The organism is Shewanella sp. SM71 (genome assembly GCF_025653905.1).
In the GTDB taxonomy this organism is placed as follows: domain Bacteria; phylum Pseudomonadota; class Gammaproteobacteria; order Enterobacterales; family Shewanellaceae; genus Shewanella; species Shewanella oncorhynchi.
This window is the reverse complement of the sequence record NZ_JAKKRW010000012.1, coordinates 111545-123483: the sequence shown is the minus strand read 5'-3', so window position 1 is coordinate 123483 and position 11939 is coordinate 111545. Positions and strand designations below refer to the sequence as shown.

General features: G+C 45.9%; 9 protein-coding genes. 5 read left to right on the top strand and 4 right to left on the bottom strand.

Annotated features, from left to right (window positions below; translation table 11 throughout):
* Positions 1–651 precede the first annotated feature (651 nt).
* From L5L97_RS13400 to L5L97_RS13390, 3 genes are all read left to right on the top strand, one after another.
* A complete protein-coding gene (locus L5L97_RS13400; protein WP_263182335.1) occupies positions 652–1866 on the top strand; it encodes a pyridoxal phosphate-dependent aminotransferase in 1215 nt (404 codons plus the stop codon).
* 212 nt (positions 1867–2078) lie between these two features.
* Positions 2079–2666, top strand: coding sequence for a 5'-deoxynucleotidase (yfbR, locus tag L5L97_RS13395; protein ID WP_263182334.1), 588 nt, complete (start codon positions 2079–2081; stop codon positions 2664–2666).
* Between the two features lie 25 nt (positions 2667–2691).
* A complete protein-coding gene (locus tag L5L97_RS13390; protein ID WP_168825240.1) occupies positions 2692–4041 on the top strand; it encodes an anti-phage deoxyguanosine triphosphatase in 1350 nt (449 codons plus the stop codon).
* A 186-nt stretch (positions 4042–4227) separates the two neighbouring features.
* Here L5L97_RS13390 and L5L97_RS13385 read toward each other — a convergent pair whose 3' ends face one another.
* From L5L97_RS13385 to zwf, 4 genes are read right to left on the bottom strand one after another with little or no spacing between them, the layout of a single operon-like run.
* Positions 4228–4869 (bottom strand): bifunctional 4-hydroxy-2-oxoglutarate aldolase/2-dehydro-3-deoxy-phosphogluconate aldolase, encoded by a 642-nt coding sequence (locus L5L97_RS13385; protein WP_028759995.1) that lies wholly within the window; start codon positions 4867–4869, stop codon positions 4228–4230.
* A 20-nt stretch (positions 4870–4889) separates the two neighbouring features.
* Positions 4890–6716: a phosphogluconate dehydratase gene (gene edd, locus L5L97_RS13380; protein WP_263182370.1), complete on the bottom strand. Its 1827-nt coding sequence runs from the start codon at positions 6714–6716 to the stop codon at positions 4890–4892.
* A gap of 24 nt (positions 6717–6740) precedes the next feature.
* A complete protein-coding gene (gene pgl / locus L5L97_RS13375) occupies positions 6741–7439 on the bottom strand; it encodes a 6-phosphogluconolactonase (protein ID WP_105252460.1) in 699 nt (232 codons plus the stop codon).
* Positions 7440–7448: 9 nt separating this feature from the next.
* Positions 7449–8921 carry a glucose-6-phosphate dehydrogenase gene (gene zwf, locus L5L97_RS13370; protein ID WP_028759998.1) on the bottom strand — a complete coding sequence of 491 codons (1473 nt, stop codon included), beginning with the start codon at positions 8919–8921 and terminating at the stop codon, positions 7449–7451.
* Between the two features lie 312 nt (positions 8922–9233).
* Between zwf and L5L97_RS13365 the strand changes: the two genes are divergently transcribed.
* Together L5L97_RS13365 and pyk are read left to right on the top strand one after the other, a co-directional pair.
* A complete protein-coding gene (locus tag L5L97_RS13365; RefSeq protein ID WP_006081563.1) occupies positions 9234–10088 on the top strand; it encodes a MurR/RpiR family transcriptional regulator in 855 nt (284 codons plus the stop codon).
* 186 nt (positions 10089–10274) lie between these two features.
* Positions 10275–11714, top strand: a complete 1440-nt coding sequence (gene pyk / locus L5L97_RS13360; RefSeq protein ID WP_105252459.1) for a pyruvate kinase — start codon at positions 10275–10277, stop codon at positions 11712–11714.
* Positions 11715–11939 lie beyond the last annotated feature (225 nt).

The following is an 11939-nucleotide window of genomic DNA, read 5'->3' as shown; positions in this document are numbered from 1 at the left end:
TAACCCTGAAGATAAAACCCGCGAATTGCTTGCTATCTAAGGTGCCTTGCCAAAAACATCGCGCAGAAAATAAAGCGCATCGAATATTGAGTCAACTATAAATTTAACTTGATAGAAAATAAATTTAATTCCCGCGAGACAATTTTACATAACCATATAATTTAGAAGACTTTTAACGCCATCGCAACTTAAACATTTATGATCTTCTTAGCTTAATAAGCATTCAATAAATATGCCTAATTATCACAAGATAAAATGCCGCTTGCATAAGTTTACCTTATCAAAAATCTGTGATTAAAAATCAACCATTAAGTATCAGCTAAAATACATTTTCTTCTGTCACGATTAATATGGCTAATATAGAGAAATCAAATATGAGTCAGCTAATGAAAACGCATTTTCATCTTTCGAAATGAAAAAACATAAACAAGATTCCCCTACCAACCCAATAGATAAACAATCTTAAAATCATGCCAATATCAGAACATAAAACTTGTTCAGATTTCTTTAATCGACTGTTAAAGCATATTTAACTGAGGGATATTTATAAAAAAAGCGCAATTCTGTGCTTATCCCCCCTTTCATCTGCAATGAAATTTCGTTATGGTGCGCTAACTTAAGCCAAAACTTTATGCATGTTCCGAGGTGTAAATGCGCCCTATCATCAAATCCAACAAGCTGGATACCGTTTGCTATGACATCCGCGGCCCAGTGCACAAGGAAGCCAGACGTTTAGAAGACGAGGGGCATCGAATCCTCAAACTCAACATTGGTAATCCGGCCCCCTTTGGTTTCGAAGCGCCTGAAGAAATTGTGCGCGATGTGATCCTCAATTTACCCAGTGCCCAAGGCTACTGTGAGTCAAAAGGATTATTCTCTGCCCGTAAGGCCATAGTGCAGCATTATCAAGCCCAAGGTATTTTTGGTGTCGATATCGAAGATATCTATATAGGTAACGGCGTTTCAGAACTCATTATGATGGCGATGCAAGGCCTGCTGAATACCGATGATGAGATCTTAATCCCCTCACCAGACTATCCCCTGTGGACGGCTGCGGCGAATCTCGCGGGCGGCAAGGCTGTACATTATCGCTGTGATGAAGAAGCGGACTGGTTCCCCGATCTCAACGACATTAAAAGTAAAATTTCATCACGTACTCGCGGCATAGTGCTGATTAACCCGAACAACCCAACCGGAGCGGTATACAGCAGAGAATTACTGCTGCAAGTGGTTGAGCTTTGCCGTGAACACAGTTTGATTTTATTTGCCGATGAAATTTACGACAAAATTTTGTATGACGAAGCCAAGCATGTTCCTGCGGCTGGCCTGTCGGACGATATTTTAACTGTTACCTTCAATGGTCTATCAAAGGCTTATCGCGCAGCGGGCTTTCGCGTCGGTTGGATGATGTTGTCTGGCAATCTTAAAGCCGCGAAGAGCTATATCGAAGGTTTAGAGATGCTCTCCTCGATGCGCCTCTGTGCAAACGTGCCCAATCAACATGCGATTCAAACCGCGCTCGGCGGTTATCAGAGTATTAACGAGCTTATTTTGCCTAATGGCCGCCTCACAGTCCAAAGGGATGCCTGTTACGAATTACTTAACCAAATTCCAGGTGTGAGCGTTAAAAAACCAAAGGGCGCACTCTATGCCTTTCCGAAACTGGATATGAAAAAATTCAATCTGCGGGATGATGAGCGTTTAGTGCTGGATTTGCTCAGAGAAAAGAAAATCCTGTTAGTCCATGGCAGCGCCTTTAATTGGCCTGAGCCTGACCATTTGCGAGTGGTTTTCTTGCCCTATAAAGAAGATCTGAAAAAAGCATTTACCGAGTTTGGCGCCTTCCTCGAAAACTATCGGCAGTAAGTTTATCCTCAGTTAACAGTTTGAGTCATAAAGCGATCCTAGTGGTCGCTTTATTTTTAGCTATTTCTTTAAATCCTCTACGCTCATGCTCACGTGTCATCCAAGGCTGTGATAATCTAAGACTTCACTAGCGTCAATACTGCCTATTCACTCGTTTCATGTCTTCCATTGCAGCTTGTCGCCTACCGATTTCACTCTTTAGCAGGAAAACTATGAGTCATTTATTTGCGCATTTAGCTCGCATGAAACTTATCCAACGCTGGCCTTTGATGTACAACGTTCGCACTGAAAATGTTCAAGAACACTCGCTGCAAGTTGCCATGGTGGCCCATGCACTGGTGATCATCAGTAATAAAAAGTTCGGCACAACGCTCGATCCCCATCAAGCCACGAGTCTGGCGATTTTTCACGATGCCAGTGAAATTCTCACGGGTGACTTACCGACGCCGGTAAAATACTTCAATAAAGAAATTGAAGCCGAGTATAAAAAGATTGAGGCGATTGCCGAGCAGCGCATGTTAGATATGGTACCTGAGGAATTTAAAGAAGATTATCGCAGTCTGTTCATCAGCGATTACGCCGATCCCGTTTACAAGACCATAGTGAAATCCGCAGATACTCTGTGTGCCTATCTTAAATGCCTTGAGGAAAACCGCGCGGGCAACAGTGAATTCAATACCGCCCGTAAGCGTCTCGAAGACATGCTGTCGACGAATCCTGATCCCGCAGTACAGTATTTTATGAACTGCTTTGTACCCAGTTTCACTTTGAATTTAGACGAAATTAACAAGATGCTTTGATTTTCCACTCTCGCTAGGAATGCATATGACTTCAAGTGTTTGGCAAGAACGCCGTCATGGTGAAGATAAACAACGGCGCTTTGATCACCGCAGCCCCTACCAAAGAGACAGGGCGCGTATTCTCCACTCGGCCGCCTTTCGCCGCCTTCAGGCCAAGACCCAAGTGCTCGGTGTTGGCATGAATGACTTCTATCGCACCCGATTAACCCACTCACTCGAAGTCTCGCAAATTGGCACTGGCATAGCCGCGCAGCTCAGACGCAAATATCCACAACATAAGCAGCTGCTTTGCTCTATGAGCTTATTAGAGTCCCTGTGCTTGGCCCACGATATTGGTCATCCTCCCTTCGGCCACGGTGGCGAAGTGGCATTAAATTACATGATGCGCGACCATGGTGGTTTTGAAGGTAACGGCCAAACTTTTCGCATTTTATCTAAGCTTGAGCCCTATACATTAGATTTTGGGATGAACTTGTGTCGGCGTACCATGCTCGGGATTTTAAAATACCCCGCGCCGCACTCGAAGCTGTTTGTCGCGGGCGAGCATAGTGAAATCACAAACCACAGACAGTTAAAACCGTCACAATGGCCGCCGGTTAAGGGCATTTTCGACGATGATAACGACATCTTCGCTTGGGTGCTTGAGCCTTTGTCTGAGGCGGATAGCCGTCGTTTTACATCAACTCAGCAAGGTTCACACCCCGCCCTGCACCACTATCCGCATCTGCGAACCCAGTTTAAATCCTTCGATTGCTCGATTATGGAACTGGCTGATGACATCGCCTATGCGGTACACGATCTCGAAGATGCGATTGTGATGGGCATAGTCACAGCGTCCCAGTGGCATCAAGATGTGGCGCCGACACTGACCAACAGCAGTGATGCGTGGATAAAACAAGAGCTGGCAGATATTGGCAACAAGCTGTTTTCCCATGAGCATCACCTGCGTAAAGATGCCATAGGCACACTCGTTAATGGCTTTGTCACCGCTATTGTTATCTCAGAAGATGACGTGTTCGAAGAGCCATTATTGCGCTTTAATGCGACGTTAGAGCCAGAATTTGCCATTGCGCTCAATGTGCTCAAGCAACTGGTTTATAAATACGTGATCCGTAAACCTGAGATCCAAATGCTCGAATATAAAGGCCAGCAAATTGTGATGGGATTATTTGAAGCCTTCGCTTCCGATCCAGAGCGTTTACTACCACTGAACACCCAAGAGCGCTGGCGCGAAAGTGAGCAACAAGGCTTAAACAGTCACAGAGTGTTGGCGGACTATATTTCAGGAATGACTGATGAGTTTGCAGGCAGACTATATCAGCAGTTGTTTAGCCCAAAAGCCGGCTCAAATGTAGAACTGAGCAAGGAAATGTAGGCAAGCAGGCATTGCGCGGCCCGACTTGCTATAAAGCCAGACTGTTTGTAAATGCTCGTGTTACTGTAAAAACCAGACTTTCTACAGAGTCAGCTATCGCAGCCGTTCTCTATCAAAATGCGAAAGATAAAAGACAAAAAACCACCTCGCGGTGGTTTTTTATTTTGTCACTATTTCAAGCTCGATTTATAAAGCGCCGATGGCATCTTTACAAAGTTGAGTAATACGATCCCAATCGCCGTGTTCCATTGCATCCGTTGGCGCAATCCAACTACCACCAATACAATCGACGTTTTTCAGCGCTAAATAATCTTTATAGCTACTAGGCGTAATGCCACCTGTTGGGCAGAAGCGAATATCCGCTAGCGGACCCGAGAAGGCTTTCAGCGCATCAACACCACCCGAAGCTTCGGCTGGGAAGAATTTAAAGTGGGTGTAACCGAGCGCCATCCCCGTCATCACTTCTGAAATGCTCGCAACCCCTGGAATTAAAGGGATTGGACCATGCATACCCGCTTTAAGTAGTTCAACCGTTGCACCTGGGGTAATAATAAACTGCGCGCCAGCGGCAATCGCAAGATCAAGCTGAGCTTCGTTTAGGATAGTCCCTGCGCCCACTAAGGCCTCAGGCACTTCTTTGGCGATTTTAGTGATAGCTTCGAGTGCACAAGGCGTACGCAAAGTCACTTCTAACACGCTAATGCCACCGGCAACCAGTGCTCGCGCTAATGGCACCGCATGTTCAATCTTGTTAATCACCATAACAGGAACAATAGGGCTGCGTTTAAAAATATCTTGTGGCTGTAGTGACCAGTTATTCTCAAGCATTGCGTTATTCTTCCTTTGTATTAATAAAGTTCATCGATGGCATTAGTACAACGCGCACCAGTTTCTGGACTACTTAGATTTGAACGTAGCGCACTAAATAACTCGCGGCCCATGCCATAACGTGAGCGATGTAAATCCACAATTCCCGCGGCTCTGGTGGCAAGTTCAGCTTCAGAGACAAGCAGGCTCAGTTCGCCTGTTAACGCATCGACACGGATCAAGTCGCCATCTTGGACTTTGGCAATTAAACCGCCATCTAAGGCTTCTGGCGTTAAATGAATGGCCGCAGGGACTTTACCCGACGCACCAGACATGCGACCGTCGGTCAGCAGCGCGACTTTAAAGCCTTTGTCCTGAAGCGTTCCCAATAATGGGGTTAACTTGTGCAGTTCTGGCATACCGTTAGCTTTCGGGCCTTGACCTTTAACCACCACAACACAATCTCTATCCAAAGCACCGGCTTGGAACAAGGCATCGAGTTTGTTTTGATCGTCAATCACCACTGCGGGCGCTTCAACGACACGATGTTGTTCTTGTACTGCTGACACTTTGATCACAGCGCGGCCTAAGTTACCTTTGAGTAATTTTAAGCCACCGTTGCCTTGGAAAGGTGATGCGACTGACGTTAACACTTCAGTATCTAAGCTAGTCGTTGGACCATCGACCCAGCGCAGTTCACCGTCGAGCAGCCTTGGCTCTTGGGTATAACGGCGTAAACCAAAACCCGCAACGGTATCCACATCTTCATGCAATAGCCCCGCATCGAGCAATTCTTTGATTAAGTACGCCATGCCACCGGCTGCATGGAAATGATTAATATCGGCATGACCGTTTGGATACACGCGCGCCACTAATGGTACAGCATCGGATAATTCAGAAAAATCATCCCAGTTCACAATAATACCGGCAGCACGAGCCGCGGCGACAATGTGCATCGTCAAGTTAGTAGAACCGCCAGTAGCCAAAAGTGCCACAATGCCGTTAACCACAGATTTTTCGCTGACCACTTCACCGATTGGGGTATATTGGGTGCCCATTTCGGTTAAACGACACACTTGCTTAGCTGCCATCTTATTTAACGCTTCGCGCAGTGGATCATCAGGATTCACAAATGACGAGCCAGGTAACTGCAGGCCCATCACTTCAAGCATCAACTGATTCGAGTTTGCCGTGCCGTAGAAAGTACAGGTTCCTGCACTGTGGTAAGACTGGGCTTCAGCTTCTAACAGTTGCGCGCGATCCACTTTACCTTGGGCAAATTGCTGACGAATACGGGCTTTTTCTTTGTTCGGGATACCTGATTTCATCGGCCCAGCAGGCACGAATAACATAGGCAAGTGACCAAAACTTAAGGCGCCTATGAGTAAGCCTGGAACAATTTTATCGCAAATACCGAGCAGTAAAGCGCCATCGAACATGTTGTGAGACAAACCCACAGCCGTTGCCATCGCAATCACTTCACGACTCAGTAAGCTCAATTCCATACCGGGTTGACCTTGAGTCACACCATCACACATGGCCGGAACACCGCCTGCCACTTGTGCAACACTGCCGACTTCCTGACAGGCTTTTTTAAGCAATTCAGGATAGCTTTCATAGGGTTGGTGCGCAGATAACATATCGTTAAATGCCGTCACTATGCCGATGTTCGCCTTATTCAATTGACGCAATGCATTTTTGTCGTCTGGATTACAGGCGGCAAAACCATGGGCTAAGTTGCCACAGCTCAATGAGCTACGGTGTACACCATGGTTACGGGCATCATTCAATGCGGCGAGATAACCTTCACGTGACGCTTTGCTACGGGCAATAATTCTGTCGGTAACAGCTTGAACTACTGAGTGTATTTCTACTGAGTGCATAGTGACTCCTTAAGCGCTCCAGAACACATCAACGGGCGTTTTACGCTGCGCTAATACGGCTCTGATAGGCATAGCATGGACATCATCACTTTCTAACGCTTGACGATATACGGATAATTTCTGTTCCCCGACCAAGTGCAGATAAATTTGTCTGCTGTTCAAAATCGCACTCTTAGAGAGCGTAATTCTGCCATGGGGCGCTGTGGTGGGGTTCGTCGCCACACACAGGGCTTGGGTTGTGAGCGCATTTTCAAGCTCAGCACTGCAGGGAAACCAAGAGCAGGTATGACCATCGTTACCCATACCTAACACCACCACATCAAAAGGACGTGGGAAGTTAGACAAGGACTCTGCGGCCATATCGGCGCCCGCTTCTGCGGTCGAAAACATGTTTTTTAAACCGCGGAATTTGGCATTCGCCGCACGGTTTTGTAATAAATGTTCACGCACGAGACGCTCATTAGAAGCATCGGCGTCGGCTTCAACCCAGCGCTCATCGGCAAGCGTGATATAAACATCACTCCAATCGATGGATTTCATGCTCAATAGTTGAAATAACTTAAGCGGCGTCGAACCACCGGAAACCACTAAGCTCGCTTTTCCGCGGGCATCGACGGCTTCCTGCAACTGGCTCGCAATTCTATTCGCAAGCTGTTGTTCTAACGCACTTGGCGTATCGAAAGATTTGAATACGGTTTCTTTAATCATCAAAGTCTCCTACTCGTCCCACGAACGGCCATCTTTGGTGATCAAAGCAACTGACGCAACTGGACCCCAAGTACCCGCAGGATAAGGTTTTGGTTTTTCGTTGCTTTGTTCCCACGATTGGATAATACCATCCACCCAAGTCCATGCCTGCTCGACTTCGTCGCGGCGCACGAACAGCGCTTGATTACCGAGCATAGCTTCGAGTAACAGACGCTCGTAGGCATCGGCGATACGTTCATTTTTGAAGGTATCGGAGAAGCTCAAATCGAGTTTAGTGGTTTGTAGACGTTGTTTTTGCTCCAAACCTGGCACTTTGTTCATCATCTGGATTTCAACCCCTTCATGGGGTTGCAGACGAATAGTCAGCTTGTTGGGTGGCAGATTACGGTAGCTTGAGCGATACAAGTTATGCGGTGGGTTTTTGAAATACACCACAATTTCAGAGCTCTTAAACGGCATACGTTTACCGCTACGTAAATAGAAAGGCACGCCCGCCCAACGCCAGTTGTCGATATCCACACGAATAGCCACGAAGGTTTCTGTGTGTGATTGAAGGTTGGCGCCTTCTTCTTCTAAATAACCCGGGACTGGGCTGCCCTTTAAGAAGCCCGCACTGTACTGACCGCGTACGGTATTTTCATACACATTGTCAGAATTAATCGGACGCAGTGATTTGAGCACTTTGACTTTTTCATCACGGATGCTGTCAGCGTCTAAGTTAACGGGTGGATCCATAGCAACGAGCGTTAACACTTGCAGCAAATGGTTCTGGATCATGTCACGCATTTGACCCGCTTTGTCGAAGTAACCCCAACGGCCTTCGATGCCCACTTCTTCTGCGACTGTGATCTGGACGTGGTCAATCGTACGGTTGTCCCACTTAGAGGCAAATAAAGAGTTAGCAAAACGCAGTGCAATCAAGTTCTGTACGGTTTCTTTACCTAAGTAATGGTCGATACGGTAAACCTGACGTTCTTTGAAGTAAGCGGAAACTTGGTCATTGATAACGCGAGAAGAGTCTAAATCTGAGCCGATGGGCTTTTCGAGCACCACGCGTGAATCTGGGTGGATAAGATCTTGTTCATGCAAACAACGGCAAATGTCGCCGAATATTGCAGGTGGCGTAGCAAAGTAACTGACCATAACGCGCTCTTCTGGTTTGAGCAGATCATGGAAGGCACTGTAGCCCGCTGAATCGGTAAAGTTAGTGCCTATATAGTGGCAGCGGGACAGAAAACGTTGGAGAGTCTCTTCGCACAAAGGCTCTTTCACGAAGGTGTTTAATGCAAGCGTGACTAATTCGATAAACTCATCTTGAGTAAACTCGTCTTTCGCGACACCGATCACTTTCGTATCTTTATCGAGAAGTTCAGCTTTATCTAGCTGGTATAAAGAAGGTAACAACTTGCGTCGTGCCAAATCGCCTTTAGTACCAAAGAGTACGAAGTCACAAGCTTTGGCGCCTGATGTTGTTTTGCCCATTGCGTTACGATCTCCTTTGTATGTCGTGTCCCTTCATGTCGATGAAGAAATCCACACTTTTGTTGTAATATAACAACAGAATTTGTTAAATGCATCTATTTTTATAAATATTAACATTCTTGCTAACTAGTCACTTGCTGCATAAATCTGATATGCTTTTTGTGCTTAAATTACTGAAGGTAGTAAAGTCTTATTTCAAAATTGTACTGAAAAGTTACTACATAGAGTCTATTAGTGGGCTGCCAGTCTTGATCTGCTCCCACGAAATAAAAATAAATAAAATTACATTCTCAATTTAGCGGACATACGCGTATGAATACCCTAGAAAAGGTTCAAAAAAGCCTCACCCATTTTAGTAAATCAGAACGCAAAGTTGCAGAGGTGATCTTAGCATCACCACAAACAGCTATACATTCTAGCATCGCCACACTGGCTAAGATGGCAGATGTCAGTGAACCTACTGTGAATCGTTTCTGCCGCCGCTTAGATACTAAAGGTTTCCCTGATTTTAAGTTACATCTAGCGCAAAGTCTTGCGAACGGTACACCTTATGTGAGCCGCCACGTTGAAGAAGATGATTCGACTGAGTCTTATACGACAAAAATATTTGAATCTTCAATGGCTTCGCTCGATACCGCACGTCAAAGCCTAGACATTTCAGCCATTAATAAAGCCGTTGATATTCTCACTCAAGCTAAGACTATTTCCTTTTTTGGCCTAGGCGCATCCGCTTCAGTTGCCCATGACGCGCAAAATAAATTCTTCCGCTTTAATGTCCCTGTCATCTGTTTTGACGATGTTCTAATGCAACGCATGAGCTGTATTAACAGTAATGAGGGCGATGTGGTGGTATTGATTTCCCACACTGGCCGCACTAAGTCATTGATTGAAATAGCGCGTTTAGCGAGAGAAAATGGTGCAGCTGTGATTGGTATTACCGCCCGCAACTCGCCTTTGTCAATGGAATGTACACTGCCCGTGACAATGGAAGTGCCAGAAGATACAGACATGTATTTACCTATGGCCTCGCGTTTAGCCCAATTAGTCACTATAGATGTATTGGCAACGGGTTTTACCTTACGTAGAGGCCCACGTTTCCGCGATAATTTGAAACGAGTGAAAGAAGTGTTAAAAGAGTCTCGCATCAATAAAGATCCGATACTGTAACTCACTTCCTTTTCTAAAAATGGCTAGTGTTGATCCTTAACCTAGCCATTTATCGTGCAAATATCAGCGATACCTCACAATTTTCATACATAACTTTAGATCAATTTGATTGTAACTTTACTACAAAATTTGGAATTGCATGGTAATATAGTCCCAAGATTTTTTTAACTTTAACGGAGTATCCTTATGTTCCGCAGAACCAAAATCGTCACCACTCTAGGTCCCGCTACCGATCGTGATGATAATCTACGCCGCATCATCGCGGCAGGTGCAAACGTTGTACGTCTTAATTTCTCCCACGGTTCCCCTGAAGATCATCTAAAACGAGCAACTCAAGCGCGCGAAATCGCTAAAGAGTTAGGCGTTCATGTGGCCATTCTTGGTGACTTACAAGGCCCTAAAATCCGCGTTTCTACTTTCAAAGACAATAAGAAAGTACAACTCGTATTAGGTCAAGCCTATGTACTTGATGCCGAGTTAGCCAAAGGTGAAGGCGACGAGACCCAAGTGGGTATCGATTACAAGCAATTGCCAGACGATGTGACTGTTGGTGATATCCTGATGTTAGATGATGGCCGTGTTCAATTACGCGTTGAGCGTGTTGAAGGCCGTAAAGTGCATACCACAGTGACTGTGGCGGGCCCTTTATCTAACAACAAAGGTATTAACAAGCAAGGCGGCGGACTTTCTGCTGCTGCGCTAACCGAAAAAGACAAAGCTGACATTTTGACTGCAGCAATGATCCAAGTGGATTATTTAGCCGTGTCTTTCCCGCGCAGTGGTGCTGACTTGGACTATGCACGCGATCTTGCCCGTCAAGCAGGTTGTAATGCGTTGATCGTTGCTAAAGTTGAACGTGCTGAAGCGGTTGCGACCGATGCCGCTATGGATGATGTTATCTTAGCGTCTGACGTTGTTATGGTTGCCCGTGGTGACTTAGGTGTTGAAATTGGTGATGCTGCACTCGTTGCCGTGCAGAAGAAGTTAATCGCCCGTTCACGCCAACTGAATAAAGTCGTCATCACTGCCACTCAGATGATGGAATCGATGATTTCAAGCCCAATGCCAACCCGCGCCGAAGTGATGGACGTGGCGAACGCTGTACTTGATGGTACCGATGCTGTGATGTTATCTGCTGAAACTGCTGCCGGTGACTTCCCAGAAGAAACCGTTAAGGCAATGGCAAACGTGTGTGTTGGCGCTGAATCTCACCCAAGTGTGATTGTGTCTAAGCATAGATTAGATGTGCGTTTCACTTCAGTTGAAGAGACCATTGCACTATCAACTATGTATGCAGCAAACCACCTAGAAGGCGTTAAGGCGATTATCGCTCTGACTGAATCAGGTGCAACACCACAGTTGATGTCTCGTATCAGTTCTTCACTGCCAATCTTGGGTTTATCACGTCACGCAACAACCTTAGCCAAAATGGCGTTGTACCGCGGCGTGTTGCCAATCTACTTCGATTCAACGATCCACCCAGCCGATGAGCTAGCGCAAAAAGCGTTAGAAGCATTAACTGCGGCTGGTTATTTGAATAGCGGTGATATGGTGCTGATGACCAAAGGCGATGCAATGGAAACCATCGGCGGCACTAACACCTGTAAAGTGTTGATCGTAGCTTAAGTTGCTTAAGCTTCTTCTAACAACTCAAGCTCGTTAGAAAAAAGCCAATAAAAAACCACCTCATGAAGGTGGTTTTTTATATTGACTGTTATCTGTAAGTGCAGATTTCTGTTGGTGAAAATTTATTGGTCTCTCATTGCAGAGCTAAATCCAAGCGGCCCAAGCGGCGTAGCCATCGAACTTAACACCGCTTAGACCAAACTGCACTAACATTAAACGCTAACA

What these genes read in the sequence shown, in the direction of transcription:
- L5L97_RS13400 (WP_263182335.1), top strand. Translation starts at nt 652, where the DNA reads ATGCGCCCTATCATCAAATCCAACAAGCTGGATACCGTTTGCTATGAC.
- yfbR (WP_263182334.1), top strand. Translation starts at nt 2,079, where the DNA reads ATGAGTCATTTATTTGCGCATTTAGCTCGCATGAAACTTATCCAACGC.
- L5L97_RS13390 (WP_168825240.1), top strand. Translation starts at nt 2,692, where the DNA reads ATGACTTCAAGTGTTTGGCAAGAACGCCGTCATGGTGAAGATAAACAA.
- L5L97_RS13385 (WP_028759995.1), bottom strand. Translation starts at nt 4,869, where the DNA reads ATGCTTGAGAATAACTGGTCACTACAGCCACAAGATATTTTTAAACGC.
- pgl (WP_105252460.1), bottom strand. Translation starts at nt 7,439, where the DNA reads ATGATTAAAGAAACCGTATTCAAATCTTTCGATACGCCAAGTGCGTTA.
- zwf (WP_028759998.1), bottom strand. Translation starts at nt 8,921, where the DNA reads ATGGGCAAAACAACATCAGGCGCCAAAGCTTGTGACTTCGTACTCTTT.
- L5L97_RS13365 (WP_006081563.1), top strand. Translation starts at nt 9,234, where the DNA reads ATGAATACCCTAGAAAAGGTTCAAAAAAGCCTCACCCATTTTAGTAAA.
- pyk (WP_105252459.1), top strand. Translation starts at nt 10,275, where the DNA reads ATGTTCCGCAGAACCAAAATCGTCACCACTCTAGGTCCCGCTACCGAT.